Genomic DNA, 19,626 nt, shown 5'->3' with positions numbered 1-19,626 from the left:
CTAAGGGTGTTATGCCCGATTTACCGCTGTAGCTCAAGGAGGGGATTGTCAAAGGAGATTTCGCGCCGGCAAAAAATCATTGCCGGCGCGTAAGGGCGTTACTCTTTTTCTGGCGGGAAAATCAGATTAAGCACGATGGCCGTGATCCCACCGGCAGCAATGCCCGAAGAGAGTAGGGTTTTCAGCCAGTCAGGCGCGAACTGAAGGATCAATGGCTGCTGGGATACGCCAAGGCCAACGGCGAGCGACAGGGCGATGATCATAATCGCGCGGCGGTTCAGCGGCTCGCGGGAGACGATACGCACCCCGGAAGCGGCAATGGTGCCGAACATCACAATCGTTGCGCCGCCGAGAACAGGTTCAGGAATATGCTGTACAAAGCCGCTTACTGCCGGGAACAGGCCCAGCACGATCAGCATCAGGGCGACAACAAAGCCCACATAGCGGCTGGCAACGCCGGTCAATTGAATAACCCCGTTGTTCTGGCCAAAGCAGGAATTCGGAAAGGTATTGAACACGGCAGAAACGCAGGAATTCAGACCATTAGCCAGTACGCCGCCCTTCAGGCGTTTCATGTACAGCGGGCCGGAAACGGGCTGTTCGGAGACGTCGGAGGTGGCGGTGATGTCGCCGATGGTTTCCAGCGAGGTCACCATAAACACCAGCATCAGCGGGATCAGCAGGCTCCAGTCGATGCCAAGTCCGTAATACAGCGGCGTAGGAACCATGATGAGGTCGGTGTTCGCGGCCTGAGTCGTGGCTGGCAGCATGTCCAGAGCCCAGGCGAGCAGATAGCCCACGGCCATCGCGATGACCAGGGACGCTACGCGCAGGTACGGATTACGCTGGCGGTTCAGCAGGATAATAACCAGCAGAACTGCGCCTGCCAGCAGCAGATTTTTCGGTGCGCCGAAAGTGTGATCGGCCATGGCGCCATAGCCACCGCCGATAGAGGTCAGCCCAACCTGAATCAGGGACAGACCGATAATCATGACCACCACGCCGGAAACCAGAGGAGTGATGATACGACGAGCAAGATGCAGCACGCGTGAAATCAGCATTTCCGTGCAGCTGGCAAGCATCAGCGTGCCAAAGAGTGCCGCCATCATCGTCGGCACGTCCGCACCGCCATTTTTCAGCGCCATGCCGCCCATAATCAGCGGAGAGACAAAGTTAAAGCTGGTGCCCTGAATCGACAGCAAACCTGAACCTACTGGCCCCCAGGCTTTGATCTGAATAATCGAAGCCACGCCAGAGGCAAACAAAGACATGCTGATAATGTGCTGTGTGTCCGATGCCGGTAACCCCAACGCCTGGCAAATTAACAATGCCGGTGTAATCACAGCCACAAACATCGCCAGCAGGTGTTGGCAGGCGGCAAAAAGGGTTTGTGGCAGCGGCGGGCGGTCTTCAAGGCGATAAATTAGTTCGCTCGGGCGAGTCTGCGCAACCGGTTGCGCATTATCTGACTCTACGGCATTCACGGACATCAGTGACGATCTCATGGCTGGAAAAGCGCTGATTTTAACGGACTGAACGGCAAAAGCAAACGATTGCTAGCCTGATGGGATAAGAGCGAAATGTCATAAATTGAGCATTAGTTATAACGGCGGCGCATTTTTTGGTTAAAATGCGCCGGCTGATTTCATCCATGAAGGAAATAACAGCGAAGGATAATTAAGCGCGAATGATGGATGCGCAATAAAAGGAGTCCTGCAATGTTTCATCTTGATACCCTTTCTACCCTGGTGGCCGCCACGTTAGTGCTGCTTCTGGGGCGTAAAATGGTCCACTCGGTCCCTTTCCTCAAAAAATACACTATTCCTGAACCCGTGGCCGGTGGGCTGCTGGTGGCGATAGCCCTGCTTGTCCTGAAAAAGAGCATGGGCTGGGAAATTGAGTTTGATATGAGCCTCAAAGATCCTTTGATGCTCGCTTTCTTTGCCACAATCGGCCTGAATGCGAATATCGCCAGTTTGCGCAAAGGCGGGAAGGTGGTGGGGATTTTCCTGTTTATCGTCGTTGGGCTACTGGTCATGCAGAACGCCATTGGCATCGGTATGGCCAGCATGTTGGGGCTCGATCCGCTGATGGGGCTGCTGGCCGGTTCGATAACGTTGTCCGGCGGGCACGGTACCGGTGCAGCCTGGGGCAAACTCTTTACCGAACGCTATGGTTTCCAGAATGCGACGGAAGTCGCTATGGCCTGTGCGACTTTTGGCCTGGTGCTGGGCGGTTTAATTGGTGGCCCGGTTGCCCGCTACCTGGTTAAACATTCGTCTACGCCGAATGGTGCGCCTGAAGATAACGAGATCCCCGGCGCGTTTGAAAAGCCAGATGTCGGGCGGGTCATTACCTCTTTGGTGATGATTGAAACCATCGCCCTGATTGCTATCTGCCTGACGGTGGGGCGTGTCGTTGCGGGGTTATTGCAGGGCACACCTTTTGAGCTGCCGACGTTTGTCTGCGTGCTGTTTATTGGCGTGATTCTCAGTAATTTGCTCGCGGCCGTGGGTTTCTATCGTGTCTTCGAACGGGCGGTTTCCGTACTGGGCAACGTCAGCCTTTCGCTGTTCCTGGCGATGGCGTTAATGAGCCTTAAACTTTGGGAACTGGCCTCTCTGGCGTTACCGATGCTGGCTATTCTGGCCGTACAAACGTTGTTTATGGCGCTGTACGCTATTTTTGTTACCTGGCGTTTGATGGGCAAAAACTACGATGCGGCGGTGCTGGCCGCCGGTCACTGTGGTTTTGGCATGGGCGCCACACCGACGGCGATTGCTAATATGCAGGCGATTACCGAGCGATTTGGTCCGTCGCATATGGCATTTTTGGTGGTGCCGATGGTGGGGGCGTTCTTTATCGACATCGTGAATGCGGTGGTGATCAAGCTGTTCCTGATGCTACCGCTGTTTGCTTAAGCGTTGGAGTAACGCTCGGTTTCCGGCATCCAGCGTTCTATAAGCGCCTTAGCCTGTTCAGGATAGCGTTCGTGGATGTGGCGCGCCAGGCGCTGAACCTGCGGGATCATTCCCTGGTCCCGCAGCAGATCGGCCACTTTGAATTCTGCGTTACCCGTCTGGCGAGTTCCTAGCAGCTCGCCAGGCCCGCGGATCTCCAGGTCTTTTTGCGCGATCACAAAACCATCATTACTGTCTCTCAGCACCTGCAGGCGAAGCTGTGCCGTTTTGGATAGCGGGGATTTATACAGCAGCACGCAGTGAGAGGCCACGGCGCCACGGCCAACACGGCCGCGGAGCTGGTGGAGTTGCGCAAGCCCTAAACGCTCAGGATTTTCGATGATCATCAGGCTGGCGTTGGGCACATCCACGCCGACTTCAATCACCGTGGTGGCGACCAGAAGATGCAGTTCGCCCTGCTTGAATGCCTGCATTACCGCCTGTTTTTCCTGTGGCTTCATGCGCCCGTGTACCAGACCAACGTTAAGCTCCGGGAGGGCGGTTTTTAGCTCTTCCCAGGTCACTTCCGCAGCCTGGGCTTCCAGCAGTTCAGACTCTTCAATCAGGGTACAAACCCAGTATGCCTGACGTTTTTCGTCGCGGCAGGCGTTGCGTACTCGCTCAATTATCTCGCTGCGGCGGGTGTCCGCTATTGCCACGGTAGTGACTGGCGTTCGTCCCGGCGGCAATTCATCGATGACTGAGGTATCGAGGTCAGCATAGGCAGTCATCGCCAGCGTGCGTGGAATCGGCGTTGCGGTCATGATCAGCTGATGAGGATGGAAGCCCTGAATCTGACCTTTTTCCCACAGCGCCAGGCGTTGATGCACGCCAAAACGGTGCTGCTCATCAATGATAACCAGCGCCAGCCCGGCAAACTGAACCTGCTCCTGGAAAATAGCGTGAGTGCCAACCACCATCGAAACCTGGCCGCTGGCAATGGCTTCCTGTTGCGCAATCCGGGCTTTGCCTTTTTGCTTCCCTGCCAGCCAGCCTACCTCGATACCTAATGGTTCAAACCACTGACGGAAGTTATTGGCGTGTTGCTCAGCCAGCAATTCTGTGGGGGCCATCAGGCCAACCTGCTTACCGTGTGCGATAGCACGAAGGGCTGCCAGGGCGGCAACCAGCGTTTTACCGGAACCTACGTCGCCCTGCACCAGACGCATCATAGGTACGTCCAGCGCCATATCTCGTTCTATTTCTGCGACGACTCGTTCCTGAGCCCCGGTAGGCTTAAAGGGCAGGGCAGCAAGTAACTGGTTTTTTAGTGCGTCGTGATTAACCAGCGGTAGCGCATGGTAGCGCTGTGCCCCGGCTCGTAGCGCCAGCATACTCAGATTATGGGCAAGTAGCTCTTCGAGGATTAATCTCTGCTGAGCCGGGTGTTTACCGGTTTCCAGATCGGCCAGTTTCATGTCCGGCGGCGGCCTGTGCAAGGTGCGTAATGCCTCCGGCAGGCTCATCATGCCCTGACTCAGTTCGGCGGGCAGAAGTTCGGTAATTGCGCAGGTATCCAGCAGCTCGAGTGCCTGATCGGTCAACTTACGTAGCGTAGCCTGGCGGATTCCCTCGGTCGTCGGGTAAACCGGCGTGAGCGTTTCCTGCAGATCCGGCGTACTGAGGTCGCCCTGAATGCGGTATTCAGGGTGGAACATCTCGGCACCGTATTTGCCGCGTTTGGCTTCACCGTAGGCGAGCACGCGCTTGCCGGCAGAAAGGCTGTTTTTCATCGCGGCGTTGAAATTGAAAAAACGCATCGTGAGAATGCCGGTGCCGTCGCTAATCTGGCAGGTCATCATCCGGCGTCCGCCGAAGGTGATATTGCTGTTCAGCACTTCGCCTTCCACCGTGGCGTACAGGCCCGGCTGAAGGTCGTTAATGGGGTAAAGATGGGTACGGTCTTCGTAGCGAAGCGGCAGGTGCAGCAGCAGATCCTGGATGGTATGCAGGCCTATTTTGGCCAGCTTTCCGCTCTGGCTGGCGCCTACTCCGGCAAGCGTGCTTAGCGGTATGGCATCCAGCAGGCGGCCTTTCATGGCTTATTTCGCCGACTGCATCGTGGCCCACCATGCGGCATCAGCTTCTATCTCACCCTGCTGATTCACATGTGGGTACGGTAAGCCTTTCCGGCGGGAAACGTTCGCCAGCACAGGATAGCCACCTTCAAACAGCAGTCTCTGCTGCTCTGCTTCCGGTAACGTACTGTTTTCACGCTGATACATGCCTGCGTTTTGGCGCTGGCGCTGGGCTTCGTACAAAATCAGCGCCGAGGCGACGGACACGTTCAGGGATTGCACCATACCGATCATAGGAATAATGATGTCCTGATCGGCAAGCGCGAGCGCCTCTTCGGTAATGCCGGTTTTTTCCTGACCCATCAGAATGCAGGTGGGGCGAGTGTAATCTATCTCACGGAAGTCGACGGCTTTATCGGAAAGATGAGTCGCCAGAATTTGCATGCCGCCGCTTTTGAGCTGCCGGACAGCTTCGCCGATAGTTTTGTGTGTTTTGACTTGAACCCAGGAATTACTTCCTGCGGCGGAAGACGCCATGGTGCGCATACGGCTTCCTGGCCAAACGGCGTGCACTTCATGCACGCCTACTGCGTCGGCGGTACGGATGATGGCGGAGACGTTATGGGGCTTGTGCACCTGCTCCATACAAACGGTCAGGTCCGGCTGGCGTCTGGCGAGCATCTCGCAAATACGCGCATAACGTTGAGGATTCATAACTCTAGTTTCTGTTGCGGGTCACTTTAATCACATCCGGCATCACGCGAATCTTGCGCATGATGTTCGCCAGATGGACGCGATCCCGGGCTGTCAGGCGAATGAAGGCGCTGTATACGCGGCCGTCTTTCTCTTCGGTGTTCAGGCTCTGGATGTTAGAGCCCGCAGTGTTTATTGCCGCGGTCAGGTTTGCCAGCGCACCCTGGTGGTTAAACATGTCCACCTTGATCTCGGTGATAAACTCTTGCTCGATCTCTTTATCCCATTCCACGGCCATAAACTTCTCGGGCTCTTTCTGGTAGCCACGAATGTTTCGACAAGACTCATGGTGGATAACCAGCCCTTTACCTGGGCTGACGTGAGCGACGATAGGATCTCCCGGAATTGGGCGGCAGCACTTGGCAAAGGTAATCAGAACGCCGTCTGCACCTTTGATTGGCAAGTTGCTGTGATTTGCTGAAGGCGCTGTGCCTGACTGAGCAGCAACCGGTGATTCCCCTTGCAGGTTTTTCGCCACGACGACGCTCATTGCGTTCCCGAGGCCAATTTCGGCCAGCAGGTCGTCAAGTGACGCAAGCTTCATGCGGTCCAGTTCACGCTGGAGATTTTCGGCAGGAATTTCAGCCAGTTTACGGCTGCCACCGAGCGCATGGTTGAGCAGGCGACGCCCTAAACTGACGGAGTCATCACGCTTCAGATTTTTCAGCATTTGGCGAATTTTGGCGCGAGCTTTGGAACTGACAACAAAATTAAGCCATGCGGCGTTTGGACGCGCCCCGGGTGCGGTGATGATTTCGATAGTCTGCCCGCTGGTCAACGACTGTGAAAGCGGGTAAGGCTGGCGATCGACGCGAGCGCCTACGCAGGCGTGACCGATATCGGTATGTACCGCGTAGGCGAAGTCCACCGGCGTTGCGCCTGCGGGCAGCTCTACAATGCGGCCTTCCGGGGTGAAAACGTAAATCTCATCCGGGAACAGATCGGATTTTACGCTCTCGATGAATTCAAATGAACTACCGGCACTTTGCTGCAGCTCCAGCAGGCTTTGCATCCAGCGCTGAGCGCGGATTTGTGCCGTCGTGCTGCTTTCGCCTTGCTCTTTATAAGCCCAGTGCGCAGCAACCCCCATTTCCGCCATCTGATCCATGTCTTCAGTACGGATTTGCACTTCAACCGGGACGCCGTGCGGCCCAATCATTGAGGTGTGCAGGGACTGATAGCCGTTCGCTTTCGGGATGGCGATATAGTCTTTCACCCGCCCTGGACGAGGTTTATAGAGGCTGTGCATCTGCCCGAGGACGCGATAGCAGGTATCCATGTCATGGACAATGACGCGAAACGCGTAGATATCCATGATCGAATGGAAACGCTGTTCTTTGAGCGTCATCTTGCAGTAAATGGAGTAAAGGTGCTTTTCGCGACCGCTAACGCGGCAGGCAATGCCTGCTTCCTGAAGACGCCCGTCGATTTCAGAGAGGATTTTTTGAATCATCTCTTTGCGGTTACCTCGCGCCGCTTTAACCACTTCTTTAATGACGCGGTAGCGGTTCGGATAAAGCGCTTCAAAGCCAAGCTCTTCCAGTTCGGTTTTCAGGTGATGAATACCGAGGCGGTGAGCGAGTGGGCTATAAATTTCGAGGGTTTCACGGGCAATACGGCGGCGTTTATCTGGGCGCAATGACCCAAGCGTGCGCATATTGTGCGTGCGGTCGGCAAGCTTGATCAAAATGACGCGAATATCCTGCACCATCGCCATGATCATTTTGCGGAAGTTTTCGGCCTGAGCCTCTTTCTTATCGCGGAACTTCAGTTTATCTAGCTTAGAAACCCCTTCCACCAGTTCGGCAACGCTTTTGCCAAACAGCTGTTCCATATCCTGGTAGGTGGCCGGGGTGTCTTCAATCACGTCATGCAGAAGCGCTGCCATTAGCGTTTCATGGTCGAGTTTCATCTCGGCCAGGATACAGGCAACGGCGACGGGATGGGTGATATAGGGTTCACCGCTTGAACGTGTTTGTCCCTCGTGAGCATCACGTGCGACAAGGTATGCCTGCCGGAGGCGCTTAATTTGCTCCTCTGGCAGATAGTTTTGAATCAGCTGATTCAGGCTTTCAAACAGATACAAGGGCTACCCGCAGGCTAATTAACGACGACCTTCAGCAATAGCAGTCACGGCCTGCAGTTCTGCGGCTTCCTGCTCTTGCTGTTCCTGGCGCTCACGAACATCGAGAATCTGGTTGGTGATCAACCCTTCTTCGATTTCACGCAGTGCGATAACGGTCGTTTTATCGTTTTCTTCCGGTACCAGCGGATCTTTACCGCCAACCTGCATCTGACGAGCGCGACGCGCGGCCACAAGTACCAGGTCAAAACGGTTACCAATTTTCTCTACAGCGTCCTGAACGGTTACGCGTGCCATAATTAAAATGCTCCACAGGTGAAGAAATGACTGGGCATGATACTGAAACTGGTGTCAGTCTGCCAATAGTTTGCTGATTAAAGCGTCATGTCGCATCTTTTGGCGACCCATTCGTAGACGCTCGGCACGAATGATTATCTTTAAATCAGACAGGGCAGTGTCGAAGTCATCATTAACGATAAGGTAATCATACTCCGCATAGTGACTCATTTCTGCAACGGCTTGCGCCATGCGTTTTGCAATCACCTCTTCGCTATCCTGACCGCGACCACGCAGGCGCCGGTCCAGCTCGTCTTTTGACGGCGGCAGAATAAAGATACTGCGGGATTGCGGCATTTTCTTACGAATTTGCTCTGCACCCTGCCAGTCGATATCTAAAAACACATCTACGCCGGTCGCCAGCACATTTTCGATCGCCTGGCGGGATGTACCGTAGTAGTTACCAAATACTTCCGCGTGCTCAAGAAAAGCGTCTTCAGCGATCATCTGCTGGAATTCGTCTTTGCTGACAAAGAAGTAATGTTCCCCGTGATTTTCACCTGGGCGTTCACCGCGAGTGGTGTGCGAGATGGAAACCTGGGTGTCATACAGCGGTTGCGTCTTTAACAAAGCCTGGATGAGGCTGGATTTACCCGCGCCACTTGGAGCGGAAACAATATAAAGCGTGCCTTGAGCCATGAGTTCTAACTTAATCGGTATGCATAAAGGGAAGAGCGTCTACCGGCATATTATACACACCGCTGCCCCAGTACGTAGGTTTTGTCATTGCCAGGTGCGTTTTTTCTCGTGTTTTACGCGATGTTTTCCACCTTTTTGTCATTCTCGATGCAACGAGATTAGTTTTTAGGGACGTATCTCGTACGCAGGATCTTTCATGCTCGCGATTGATGCTGGACACGGTTATACCTCCCCGGAGAAAGGAAATGGAGGGTGGTATGAAAGGGGTCGCGTTAGCAGTTTTTGTCATTTTACTGGGGGTTTCATCAACGGTAATGGCATCGTGTCCAGCATGGTCTGATGTCAGAACACAGAAGGAGATTGAACGCCTTACGCACCAGCTATCCCTCTGGGATGACGCCTATTACCAGCAGGGAAAAAGTTTGGTGAGCGATGCCGTTTACGATGACTTAAAGGAGACATTGTCTGTCTGGAGGCGCTGCATTAAACAGGGGCAAGAGGCAGAATCTGCAAGGATGGGAGCAGCAGGAAACTCGTCTCATCCTGTTGCGCATACAGGGCTGAAAAAGCTACCGGATAAACGTGCAGTCGAGCTATGGGCTGTAGGCCGACAGAACTTATGGGTACAGCCCAAAGTAGATGGGGTGGCTATCACACTGGTCTATCAACAAGGGCGGCTGGTGAAAATGCTAAGCCGTGGCAATGGCATTAAAGGAGAGGACTGGACGCATAAAGCTGCCGGTATTGATGCCATACCCCTTCATCTTGCCGGATCTCTTGCGAACAGTGTGCTGCAAGGCGAGCTTTTCCTGAAACGGGAAGGCCATATTCAAAGCCTGGCTGGAGGTGTGAATGCGAGATCTAAAGTTGCCGGGGAAATGCTTCGTACCGGGGCGGTTAGCGATCCAGACGCGCTGGGCATTTTTATCTGGGCATGGCCAGATGGCCCCAAAAGCCATGCTGAAAAAGGCAGTATATTGCGTGATGCCGGGTTTTCTCTGACTGCTCTATGGTCCCGGCCTGTAACAAATATTGATGAAATTGCCCGCTTACGTGAGGGGTGGTTTCGCCAGTCTCTTCCCTTTGTCACGGATGGCATTGTGATTCGTCAGGAACGTGAACCCGAGTCTAAATTCTGGCAGCCGGGGCAGGGGGAGTGGGCCATCGCGTGGAAATATCCTCCTGCTGAGCAAATCGCCGTGGTCCGTAACGTTGATTTTGCCGTAGGGCGAACGGGTAAGGTGTCCGTCGTGCTTGAATTGGAAGAGGTTCAGCTCGACGATAAACGTGTTCGACGAGTGAATATCGGTTCACTAAAGCGCTGGCAGGAATGGGATGTTGTGGCCGGTGATAAAGTAAAAATAAGTCTGGCGGGACAGGGAATACCTCGGATGGACGAAGTCGTCTGGCGCGTCAGTCAGCGAGACACATCCATACCGGAAATGGTGGCTTTTACACCGGTGACTTGCCTTTATGCTTCATCTGAATGCGCAGAACAATTCATTGCCCGTCTGACGGAGATGAGCCAAAAGCGAGTTCTGGATTTGGCTGGCGTTAGTCAAAGCACCTGGCGCCATTTACACATGACGTCACGCTTTCAGCACGTTTTTTCATGGCTGGATTTGAACAAGACAATTCTGTCTGGTTTACCGGGAATTTCAGTGAAAAAAGCCGAGCTGTTATGGCATCAGTTTTCTCTGTCCCGAAAACAGCCGTTTATCCGCTGGGTATTGGCCTTAGGGATGCCGCTGCCGCGAAGTTCGCATGCCGTTCTTAAAGACAAGCACTGGCAGCAGCTTGGCGACTGGGATCAATCCCGATGGCAAACTTTACCCGGAGTGGGGGCTAAGCGGGCAAGTCAGTTAGTCGATTTTATGAAGCATCCACAGGTGATTGCCCTGGCCGCCTTCCTTGGCCAGCATAACATCCCGGGTTTTGGTCATCAGTGATCGGCGTGTTTGTAATGGAATACAGGTAGACCAAGCCGCAGACGCAGTGCCAGTAGCCGAGAGCTAAAGCCGAACAATAAGGTTGCTATAACCACGACGTCATGGCTGCTGACGTAGTGCTGCAGCGCGATATACAGCACGGCTGAAGCAAAGGCGATACCAGCGTACAGTTCTTTCTGGAACACGAGGGGAATTCGTTTGCAGAACATATCTCTTAGAACACCGCCAAAGACGCCGGTGACAACGGCGGCAATGGTCGCAATGATTGGGCCTTCGCCCATATCCAAAGCAACCTGCGCACCGATAATAGAAAAGACAACGAGACCCAGCGCATCCAGTACCAAAAAGAGTTTGCGTAGGTGCGGCATTACGGGAGCCATGATGGTTGTGAGTACTGCCGCAACGGCAACAATCACTACGTACTCAGGGTGTTTCACCCAGCCGAGGGGATAGTGGCCCAGCAGAATATCGCGAACAGAACCGCCGCCCAGCGCCGTGGCAGTGGCGATAATAATGACGCCAAACGTATCCATGCGACGACGCCCGGCGGCCAGGGCCCCGGTCATGGCTTCCGCCGTAATACCAATCAAATAAAGAATGTGTAGCAGCATATTTGTCCCCTCAGAATACCGGCAGAGGGTAACGTTTTGTGCACTATGTCACGATTGAGATTTTCTAAGCTGAATGAATATGGATTAGTTTTATTTATCCAAAATATAAAATTTGTCCTTTATATTTGGGTGTTGTCAGGTTCTTTTAAAATTAAATGGATTAGTAGAAGTATTTAAGGAGGCGCAATGAAAATATCGGCGATGTTAAAAGCGCTAGCAAATGGCGTCAATCCAGAAACTGGAGAGGTGCTTGGCGCTAAATCAACAGCCAATAAGCCGGAAGCGATAAGAGCGCTGTTTGCCTTGGCTAAGGAGCTGTCGGTGAGCCCGGAAAAACAGAAAAAGCCCAGGCTAACCCCTGAGGAGAGACAGCAGCGTAACCTTGCCGAAGGACGTCCGGCTAAGTCTCACTTTCCCTGGGCCGAAGAAGAGAAACTGATTCTTGCAGAGCGATTTGAGCAAACTGGCGCTATCGAAACCCTGGGGGATGAGTTTGAACGTTCTCCGAGAGCGGTAGCTATTCAGCTTGAAAAGATGAGGCTTATCACTGCGGAGCAGCTATTGGCGTATACCTAGTACGCATCAAAAGAAAAAGCCTGCTGAACGCAGGCTTATGTCACGCTATTCGATATTCTGAATCTGTTCGCGCATCTGCTCGATCAGGACTTTCAGCTCGATAGCTGAATTGGTCACGTCGGCATTGATAGACTTGGAGGCCAGAGTATTCGACTCGCGGTTAAACTCCTGCATCATAAAGTCGAGGCGACGACCAACGGCTTCTTTCTTTTTCAGGATGTTGTAGGTCTCTTTGACGTGGGCTTCCAGACGGTCCAGCTCTTCCGCGACGTCAATGCGCTGTGCCATCAGCACCAGTTCTTGTTCAAGGCGGTTGTTCTCAAGCTGAACTTCGGCCTCTTCCAGCTTGTTAACCAGGCGCTCGCGCTGCCATTTCACTACTTCTGGCATTTGAGCACGGACTTTAACCACTTCGGCGCTGACGCCTTCCAGGCGTTGTTCAATCAGCCCTTTCAGGGCCTGACCTTCGGTTTCACGGGCAACAATAAAGTCGTCCAGGGCGCCATCAAGAGCGGAAAGGATTTCAGCGGTAATCGCATCAAGATCCTGCTCCTGAGCGGCCATCACGCCTGGCCAGCGTAGAATATCAACCGGGTTGATTTCGCCTTCATCGCTTTGCATTTTGACCCAGTTAGCGGCCTCAACCAGCTGCTTAGCCAGCTTTTCATTAAGAATCAGCGATCCTTGTGAACGGGCATCGGGCTCAAAGCGCAGGTTGCACTCAATTTTTCCGCGGGTGAGGCGGTTGCGAATGCGCTCACGAGCAACAGGCTCAAGACTGCGGAACTGTTCCGGCATGCGGATATACGTTTCGAGATAGCGCTGGTTTACCGAGCGTAATTCCCAGGAGGCGGAGCCCCATTCACCTTTTACTTCACGCCGGGCGTAGGCGGTCATACTGCGGATCATAGTACGTACCCGTTTTCAGCTAATGTATGGGGGGATTATAGCCATCAGGGGTCTTGCAGGATAGGAATAAGCGCCTGAAGTCCGTATAATGCGCAGCCACATTCGTTTTAGCCGGAGAAAAGCCCATGCGTCCATCAGGTCGTAGCGCCGAACAAGTGCGCCCAGTTACCCTGACCCGTCATTACACTAAACACGCTGAAGGTTCCGTGCTTGTCGAGTTCGGTGATACCAAAGTGTTGTGCACCGCGACCCTTGAAGAAGGCGTGCCTCGCTTTCTGAAAGGCCAGGGTCAGGGCTGGATCACCGCTGAATACGGCATGCTGCCGCGTGCAACCCATAGCCGTAATGCCCGTGAAGCGGCAAAAGGCAAACAAGGTGGCCGTACTCTCGAGATTCAACGTCTCATCGCCCGTTCATTACGCGCAGCGGTGGATCTAAAAGCATTAGGTGAATTTACTATCACCCTCGACTGCGACGTTCTGCAGGCCGACGGCGGCACTCGCACCGCGTCCATCACCGGTGCCTGTGTAGCGCTGGCCGATGCGTTAAACGGTCTGGTCGCTTCTGGCAAACTGAAAACTAATCCTATGAAAGGGATGGTTGCGGCGGTTTCCGTTGGTATCGTCAACGGTGAAGCTCTCTGCGATCTGGAATATGTCGAAGACTCGGCAGCTGAAACCGACATGAATGTTGTCATGATGGAAGACGGGCGCATGATTGAGGTGCAGGGTACTGCGGAAGGTGAGCCGTTCTCCCACGAAGAGTTACTGGCGCTACTGGCGTTGGCTCGAGGGGGCATTGATTCCATCATCGCGTCGCAGAAGGCGGCGTTAGAAAATTAATTTTTTAAAAGCGACTGAGAAGTCGCTTTTTTTATGTCCGTGTCACAATGCTAAGGAGCAAATCCATGAAACCGTATCAGCGCCAGTTTATTGAGTTTGCGCTTAACAAACAGGTACTCAAGTTTGGCGAATTCACGCTGAAATCCGGGCGCACTAGCCCCTATTTCTTCAACGCCGGGCTGTTTAATACCGGGCGCGATCTGGCGTTATTAGGGCGTTTCTATGCTGCCGCTCTGATGGACTCCGGCATCGATTTTGATCTGCTCTTTGGCCCGGCTTATAAAGGCATTCCTATCGCGACAACGACCGCGGTGGCACTGGCTGAGCACCACGAGCGCGATGTGCCTTACTGCTTTAATCGCAAAGAAGCGAAAGATCATGGCGAAGGCGGTAATTTGGTGGGCAGTGCGCTTCAGGGCCGCGTTATGCTGGTGGACGACGTGATAACTGCTGGGACCGCTATTCGTGAGTCAATGGAGATCATTGCCGCGAACGGTGCGAGCCTTGCCGGGGTGCTTATTTCTCTCGACCGACAGGAGCGTGGCCGTGCAGATATCTCCGCCATTCAGGAAGTTGAGCGCGACTATCAGTGCAAAGTCATTTCGATCATCACGCTCAAAGACCTGATTTCTTACCTGGAAGAGAAGCCAGAAATGGCGGACAAGCTGGCTGCAGTGCGTAAATATCGCGAAGAGTTCGGCGTCTAAGTCGGAAAATAAATAAGGGCCTTCCGGCCCTTATTGACTAGTAAAGCTGAGCAGCAATCAGCGGCCAGCGGGTATCAAAATCATCCGTAGGCAGATAGCGGAAATCACTTCTCACAAATCGTGACAGCATTCCTTCACAGAAAGCCAGTAGCTGGCTCGCCAGCAAGGATTCATCGGTGCTAAACCCTTCGCCTTCGCGCATTTTCTTTTCACGCATAACCTGGCGCAGCTGAACCTCAATGCGTTCAAAAAGCTGGTTGATGCGATCCTGCAAGCGATCCTGCTCAAACATCAGCGCGTGCCCGGTGAGGATACGCGTCAGACCTGGGTTCCGTTCACCAAAACCCAACACCAAAAGTACGATCAACCGCAGGCGGGCCAGCGTGTCTTTTTCATCTTTTAGAATCAGGTTAATGCGGGTAATCAGGCTATCTTCGATAAACTCAATCAGGCTATCGAACATTTTCATTTTGCTGGGAAAATGCCGATAAAGTGCGGCTTCGGACACGCCAACGGTTGCCGCTAGTTTAGCGGTCGTAATGCGTTGGCTGCCGTCGCTGGATTCGAGCATTTGGGCCAGAGACTGAAGTATTTCCTCGCGACGATTCCTTTTCGCGGTCTGTTTTTCTGCCATGTTCTAAAATACCCCTGAAAAATACCTTGTCAGGTAAGCACCGAACCGCGCCCACAAACGCTTGGTTTGCGGTCTGTTTTAACGTTATCTACGCGGTAGGGTTACGTTGATAAAACGGTATTACTGGCGGCCTGAATGACCAAATCCGCCTTCGCCACGGTCGCTGGCGTCAAAATCTTCAACCAGGTTAAATTCGGCCTGCACAACAGGTACAAAGACCATCTGCGCAATGCGTTCGCCGGGCTGAATGGTGAAGCTGTCCTGGCCGCGGTTCCAGACAGAAACCATCAGCTGGCCTTGATAATCGGAGTCAATCAGACCCACCAGGTTACCCAGCACAACACCGTGTTTGTGGCCCAGGCCGGAACGAGGCAGGATGACCGCTGCCAGAGAGGCGTCAGCAATGTGAATAGCCAGGCCGGTTGGCAGCAGCGTTGTTGCACCAGGTGCAAGTTCTACGGCGTCATCCAGGCAAGCGCGCAGGTCAAGACCGGCAGAGCCGGAGGTGGCGTAAGTTGGTAACGGGAATTGCTGACCAACTCGCGGGTCCAGAATTTTAACGTCGATTTTTTTCATCATAGCGGGTAACGATCTCGTCCAGTAAAAGGTGGCCAAGGAGTGCTTTACGCTCAAGCGGTAAGACTTTGTCTCCCTCCTGCCAGAAAAGGTGCAATGCGTTATTATCGCTATTAAACCCTTGATTATTCTGAGATACGTCATTAGCGCAGATCAGATCCAGGTTTTTAGCGGCACGCTTTTTCCGGGCGTATTCTTCCACATTATTTGTTTCGGCGGCAAACCCTACTACATAGGGACGTCCTTCAGAAAGCGCCGCAACACCCGCAACAACATCCGGGTTTTTGACCATTTTTAGCGTAATTTCATCGCCTTGCTTTTTAATTTTCTCGTCAGCAACCACGGCTGCTCGGTAGTCGGCAACGGCGGCACAGCCAATGAATATATGCTGCCCGGTGACGCGTTTTTGGACCACTTCATTCATTTCCAGCGCCGTAGTGACGTCAATGCGGTTGACCCATGCCGGAGTAGGCAGATTTACCGGGCCTGAAATCAGGGTTACGTTTGCCCCGCGCGCTGCCGCTGCGGCGGCTATAGAAAACCCCATCTTTCCTGAGCTGTCGTTAGTAATGTATCTGACGGGATCCAGGCGTTCGCGCGTTGGGCCGGCGGTAATCATGACGTTCAGATGTTGCAGATCTTTGACTACGGAGAAATGTTCAACGGCCATATCAACCAGCGTCAGCGGATCTAACATTCGGCCTGGTCCAATATCGCCGCAGGCCTGGCTTCCGCTATCCGGGCCCCAAATCAGGAGACCACGAGCGCTTAGCACGTCCAAATTATGTTGAGTGGCGGCCGCGCGGAACATTTGTTGGTTCATTGCCGGAACAACGGCAACCGGTGCGGCGGTTGCCAGGCAAATAGTGCTGACCAGGTCGTTTGCCATGCCTGCAGTCACGCGCGCAATCAGGTCTGCTGTCGCAGGTGCGAGTATCACTAAATCTGCCCATTTGCCGAGTTCGATGTGGCCCATGGCGGCTTCTGCTGCGGGGTCTAGCAAACTGTCGGACACAGGATAACCGGACACTGCTTGCAAACTTAGTGGCGTGATGAAGGCCTTCGCCGCCTCGGTCATTACCACTCGTACATCCGCTCCGCGATCGCGCAGACGACGAACCAGCTCAGGTGTTTTATAGGCCGCAATACCGCCGCTCACACCAAGAACAATTTTCTTGCCGGAAAGTCCCATCATGATTTTTATCCGTTGGAAGTCACAGTCGAATGGCCATTTTATCACAATCCCTGACAGGCGACTTTTTGCAGTTTGCGAGGCACTACGCAAGACCAAAACCCGCTCATCGCCTGATAATAAAAAAGGCCGCATCATGAGAGTGTTAAGAGAGGGAGAGGTGCGATGGACAGGGATAATGAGATTGAAAACGCGTATTTACCCAGGGAAAAGCTGCTGCAATTCGGTGTGGGTGCTCTCACCGATACTGAGCTGCTTGCGCTCTTTTTACGTACGGGCCACCAGGGAATGCACGTTTTGGTTTTTGCCAATATGCTGCTGCGTGAGTTTGGTTCCCTGCACCGCTTGTTGTCGGCAGATTATTCCCATTTCAAGGGCGTGAAGGGGATTGGTGAAGCGAAATACACTCAACTAAACGCGATTGCCGAGCTGGCGAGGCGTTATTACTCGTCTCAGGGTATCAAAGAACTCTCATTGCTTACGCCTGGAAAGGTGCGGGAGTATGTGCAGAGTCAGTTGACGACCGAGCAGCGTGAAATCTTTATGGTGCTGTTTTTGAATAATCAGCATCAGGTTATTAAATGTGAGCGGTTGTTTGCCGGAACGCTAAGTCACGTTGAAGTTCACCCGAGAGAAATTGTCCGTGAAGCGATGAAATGCAACGCCGGTGCCATTATACTGGCGCACAACCACCCGTCAGGTAAGGCCGAACCCAGTAAAGCAGACCGGGCTATTACGGAACGCATCGTGAAAGTTTGCCTGTTTATGGAAATTCGAGTGCTTGATCATCTGGTTATTGGTCACGGAGAATACGTTTCTTTCGCTGAACGAGGGTGGATTTAAGCCATCAGGCGCGATCCATTGGGATCTTTGTCTGTTCGGGACTTGAGCACATGCCTCACACAGCGTATACTACGCCACCTTTGAGAATCTCGGGTTTGGCATTATGCGCCTGGCACTGTGGTTCACATTGAACCGCCAGGGACCAGGCTTGCAGCCTGACGAGGCGCCTAACCCTATACGAAGCTCGAGCTAATTTGATTTTTGGAGAATAGACATGTCCCGAGTCTGCCAAGTTACTGGCAAGCGTCCGGCGACCGGTAATAACCGTTCCCACGCACTGAACGCGACTAAACGCCGTTTCCTGCCGAACCTGCACTCTCACCGTTTCTGGGTTGAGAGCGAGAAGCGTTTTGTCACCCTGCGTGTATCTGCTAAAGGTATGCGTGTAATCGATAAGAAAGGCATCGATACAGTTCTGTCCGAACTGCGTGCCCGTGGCGAAAAGTACTAAGTACTTAGAGGAAATAAATCATGGCTAAAGGTATTCGTGAGAAAATCAAGCTGGTTTCTTCTGCTGGTACTGGTCACTTCTATACCACCACGAAGAACAAACGTACTAAGCCGGAAAAACTGGAACTGAAAAAGTTCGATCCAGTTGTCCGTCAGCACGTTGTATACAAAGAAGCCAAAATTAAATAATTCTGGTAACTTTGTTGAAGAAACCCGGCTCAGGCCGGGTTTTTTTATGCCTGCTTCCCGGAGGAGAGATGCCTGAATTACCAGAGGTAGAAACCAGTCGTCGCGGTATTGAGCCGCACCTGGTGGGTGAAACCATCCTGTATGCCGTTGTGCGCAATGCTCGACTGCGCTGGCCGGTTTCTGATGAAATACATGCTCTGAGCGATAAGCCAGTGTTGAGCGTACAGCGGCGGGCGAAGTATTTGCTGCTGGAGCTACCGGATGGCTGGATCATCATTCATCTGGGAATGTCCGGCAGCCTGAGGATCCTCGCGGAAGAACTTCCTGCGGAAAAGCACGATCATGTCGATCTGATCATGAGTAACGGCAAAGTTCTGCGCTATACCGATCCCCGCCGCTTTGGCGCCTGGCTGTGGGTCAAAGAGCTGGAAGGGAGCAATGTATTGTCTCACCTTGGTCCGGAGCCTTTGAGCGACACATTCAGTGCAGAATACCTGCGCGAAAAATCGGCCAAAAAGAAAACAGCTATCAAGCCCTGGCTAATGGATAACAAACTGGTTGTTGGGGTGGGGAATATCTATGCCAGCGAATCCTTGTTCGCAGCGGGGATCCATCCCGACCGTAGCGCACAGTCGCTATCAAAAAAAGAGTCTGAAACTTTGGTCGCAGCTATCAAAGCTGTATTGCAACGCTCAATAGAACAAGGTGGAACCACTTTAAAAGACTTCCTTCAGTCCGATGGCAAACCCGGCTATTTTGCTCAGGAGCTGCAGGTATATGGCCGGGAAGGAGAGCCTTGCAGGGTATGCGGTACGCCGATTTCCGCCGCTAAGCACGCCCAGCGTAGCACTTACTATTGTCGCCGCTGTCAGCGATAGCTATTTAAGCCTTTCGATAAGCGCTTTACAGACATGCTCTGGCAGGAAGTGGGCGACATCTCCGTGATGGCGCGCCACTTCTTTGACAAGGGAAGAAGAGACAAACGACCACTCTTTAGATGGCATCAGGAACACGCTTTCCAGTTCAGGCATGAGATGGCGGTTCATGTGGGCCAGCTGCATTTCATATTCAAAATCAGCCGCGGTACGCAACCCACGCACCAGCACGTTCGCCTGTTGGTTACGTGCAAAGCTTGCCATTAAATCGCTGAAACCGAGAACCTGAACGTTGGGTAAATGCGCAAGTGCCTGCTGCGCCAGCGCAACGCGTTCATCCAGGGTGAACAAGGCATTCTTGCTGGGGCTTGCTGCAATCGCAAGGATCACCTGGTCAAACATACTGGCTGCACGGGTAACGATATCAATATGGCCGTTGGTGATGGGATCGAAAGTCCCCGGATAGATTGCCCGCTTTTGCATA

At 53.1% G+C, this 19,626-nt stretch carries 21 protein-coding genes; 9 read left to right on the top strand and 12 right to left on the bottom strand.

Annotation, left to right across the window (positions count from 1 at the left end; all coding sequences use genetic code 11):
• Nucleotides 1-98: 98 nt before the first annotated feature.
• Nucleotides 99-1,490: a nucleobase:cation symporter-2 family protein gene (locus ACREYP_RS22100; protein ID WP_008457403.1), complete on the bottom strand. Its 1,392-nt coding sequence runs from the start codon at nt 1,488-1,490 to the stop codon at nt 99-101.
• Between the two features lie 228 nt (nt 1,491-1,718).
• Here ACREYP_RS22100 and gltS point away from each other — a divergent pair, with 228 nt between their 5' ends.
• Nucleotides 1,719-2,921 (top strand): sodium/glutamate symporter, encoded by a 1,203-nt coding sequence (gene gltS, locus ACREYP_RS22095; RefSeq protein ID WP_213716157.1) that lies wholly within the window; start codon nt 1,719-1,721, stop codon nt 2,919-2,921.
• On the opposite strand, the gene recG is transcribed toward gltS, so the two are convergent.
• The 5 genes from recG to gmk are packed head-to-tail and all read right to left on the bottom strand — an operon-like array spanning nt 2,918 to nt 8,789.
• Entirely contained in the window at nt 2,918-4,999 is a 2,082-nt protein-coding gene (gene recG, locus ACREYP_RS22090; protein ID WP_336819421.1) for an ATP-dependent DNA helicase RecG, read from the bottom strand. The two genes, gltS and recG, sit on opposite strands and share 4 nt — an antisense overlap.
• Nucleotides 5,000-5,002: 3 nt before the next feature.
• Complete coding sequence (trmH, locus tag ACREYP_RS22085) at nt 5,003-5,692, bottom strand: tRNA (guanosine(18)-2'-O)-methyltransferase TrmH (RefSeq protein WP_008457409.1); 690 nt, start codon at nt 5,690-5,692, stop codon at nt 5,003-5,005.
• 4 nt (nt 5,693-5,696) lie between these two features.
• Nucleotides 5,697-7,817 (bottom strand): bifunctional GTP diphosphokinase/guanosine-3',5'-bis pyrophosphate 3'-pyrophosphohydrolase, encoded by a 2,121-nt coding sequence (gene spoT, locus ACREYP_RS22080; protein WP_166995804.1) that lies wholly within the window; start codon nt 7,815-7,817, stop codon nt 5,697-5,699.
• A gap of 18 nt (nt 7,818-7,835) precedes the next feature.
• Nucleotides 7,836-8,111 carry a DNA-directed RNA polymerase subunit omega gene (rpoZ, locus tag ACREYP_RS22075; protein WP_008457417.1) on the bottom strand — a complete coding sequence of 92 codons (276 nt, stop codon included), beginning with the start codon at nt 8,109-8,111 and terminating at the stop codon, nt 7,836-7,838.
• Between the two features lie 54 nt (nt 8,112-8,165).
• A complete protein-coding gene (gene gmk / locus ACREYP_RS22070; protein ID WP_008457418.1) occupies nt 8,166-8,789 on the bottom strand; it encodes a guanylate kinase in 624 nt (207 codons plus the stop codon).
• A 245-nt stretch (nt 8,790-9,034) separates the two neighbouring features.
• On the opposite strand from gmk, the gene ligB reads away from it, so the two are divergent.
• Nucleotides 9,035-10,738, top strand: a complete 1,704-nt coding sequence (gene ligB, locus ACREYP_RS22065) for an NAD-dependent DNA ligase LigB (protein ID WP_498881045.1) — start codon at nt 9,035-9,037, stop codon at nt 10,736-10,738.
• Here ligB and ACREYP_RS22060 read toward each other — a convergent pair.
• The gene (locus ACREYP_RS22060; RefSeq protein ID WP_008457422.1) at nt 10,732-11,349 is read right to left on the bottom strand and encodes a trimeric intracellular cation channel family protein; all 618 of its coding nucleotides are present in this window, start codon (nt 11,347-11,349) and stop codon (nt 10,732-10,734) included. The genes ligB and ACREYP_RS22060 overlap by 7 nt on opposite strands.
• A 186-nt stretch (nt 11,350-11,535) precedes the next feature.
• On the opposite strand from ACREYP_RS22060, the gene ACREYP_RS22055 reads away from it, so the two are divergent.
• Nucleotides 11,536-11,925, top strand: coding sequence for a hypothetical protein (locus tag ACREYP_RS22055; RefSeq protein WP_336819419.1), 390 nt, complete (start codon nt 11,536-11,538; stop codon nt 11,923-11,925).
• Nucleotides 11,926-11,970: 45 nt separating this feature from the next.
• Here ACREYP_RS22055 and ACREYP_RS22050 read toward each other — a convergent pair whose 3' ends face one another.
• On the bottom strand, nt 11,971-12,834 hold the full coding sequence (locus ACREYP_RS22050; RefSeq protein WP_008457425.1) for a YicC/YloC family endoribonuclease: 864 nt from the start codon (nt 12,832-12,834) through the stop codon (nt 11,971-11,973).
• A gap of 125 nt (nt 12,835-12,959) precedes the next feature.
• Here ACREYP_RS22050 and rph point away from each other — a divergent pair, with 125 nt between their 5' ends.
• Nucleotides 12,960-13,676, top strand: coding sequence for a ribonuclease PH (gene rph / locus ACREYP_RS22045; RefSeq protein WP_008457427.1), 717 nt, complete (start codon nt 12,960-12,962; stop codon nt 13,674-13,676).
• Nucleotides 13,677-13,741: 65 nt separating this feature from the next.
• Entirely contained in the window at nt 13,742-14,383 is a 642-nt protein-coding gene (gene pyrE, locus ACREYP_RS22040) for an orotate phosphoribosyltransferase (RefSeq protein ID WP_008457428.1), read from the top strand.
• A 37-nt stretch (nt 14,384-14,420) separates the two neighbouring features.
• Here pyrE and slmA read toward each other — a convergent pair whose 3' ends face one another.
• The 3 genes from slmA to coaBC form a co-directional block, all read right to left on the bottom strand.
• Complete coding sequence (gene slmA / locus ACREYP_RS22035) at nt 14,421-15,017, bottom strand: nucleoid occlusion factor SlmA (RefSeq protein ID WP_008457430.1); 597 nt, start codon at nt 15,015-15,017, stop codon at nt 14,421-14,423.
• A gap of 120 nt (nt 15,018-15,137) precedes the next feature.
• The gene (dut, locus tag ACREYP_RS22030; RefSeq protein WP_034808728.1) at nt 15,138-15,596 is read right to left on the bottom strand and encodes a dUTP diphosphatase; all 459 of its coding nucleotides are present in this window, start codon (nt 15,594-15,596) and stop codon (nt 15,138-15,140) included.
• Nucleotides 15,574-16,785 carry a bifunctional phosphopantothenoylcysteine decarboxylase/phosphopantothenate--cysteine ligase CoaBC gene (gene coaBC, locus ACREYP_RS22025; protein ID WP_008457434.1) on the bottom strand — a complete coding sequence of 404 codons (1,212 nt, stop codon included), beginning with the start codon at nt 16,783-16,785 and terminating at the stop codon, nt 15,574-15,576. Before coaBC ends, dut begins: the two co-directional genes overlap by 23 nt.
• Before the next feature lie 165 nt (nt 16,786-16,950).
• Here coaBC and radC point away from each other — a divergent pair, with 165 nt between their 5' ends.
• The 4 genes from radC to mutM all read left to right on the top strand — a co-directional run bounded on the left by radC (nt 16,951) and on the right by mutM (nt 19,145).
• Nucleotides 16,951-17,628, top strand: a complete 678-nt coding sequence (radC, locus tag ACREYP_RS22020) for a RadC family protein (RefSeq protein WP_336709077.1) — start codon at nt 16,951-16,953, stop codon at nt 17,626-17,628.
• A gap of 214 nt (nt 17,629-17,842) precedes the next feature.
• Complete coding sequence (gene rpmB, locus ACREYP_RS22015; RefSeq protein WP_008457442.1) at nt 17,843-18,079, top strand: 50S ribosomal protein L28; 237 nt, start codon at nt 17,843-17,845, stop codon at nt 18,077-18,079.
• A 20-nt stretch (nt 18,080-18,099) separates the two neighbouring features.
• Nucleotides 18,100-18,267: a 50S ribosomal protein L33 gene (gene rpmG / locus ACREYP_RS22010; RefSeq protein ID WP_002436700.1), complete on the top strand. Its 168-nt coding sequence runs from the start codon at nt 18,100-18,102 to the stop codon at nt 18,265-18,267.
• Nucleotides 18,268-18,335: 68 nt separating this feature from the next.
• Nucleotides 18,336-19,145 (top strand): bifunctional DNA-formamidopyrimidine glycosylase/DNA-(apurinic or apyrimidinic site) lyase, encoded by an 810-nt coding sequence (mutM, locus tag ACREYP_RS22005; protein ID WP_166995796.1) that lies wholly within the window; start codon nt 18,336-18,338, stop codon nt 19,143-19,145.
• Here mutM and coaD read toward each other — a convergent pair whose 3' ends face one another.
• On the bottom strand, nt 19,146-19,625 hold the full coding sequence (coaD, locus tag ACREYP_RS22000; RefSeq protein WP_008457448.1) for a pantetheine-phosphate adenylyltransferase: 480 nt from the start codon (nt 19,623-19,625) through the stop codon (nt 19,146-19,148).
• Nucleotide 19,626 lies beyond the last annotated feature (1 nt).

This window comes from Enterobacter sp. TMH.L2 (assembly GCF_050847315.1).
GTDB lineage: Bacteria > Pseudomonadota > Gammaproteobacteria > Enterobacterales > Enterobacteriaceae > Cedecea.
Note: the sequence above shows the minus strand (reverse complement) of the source record. Positions and strands in the feature narration are given on the sequence as shown.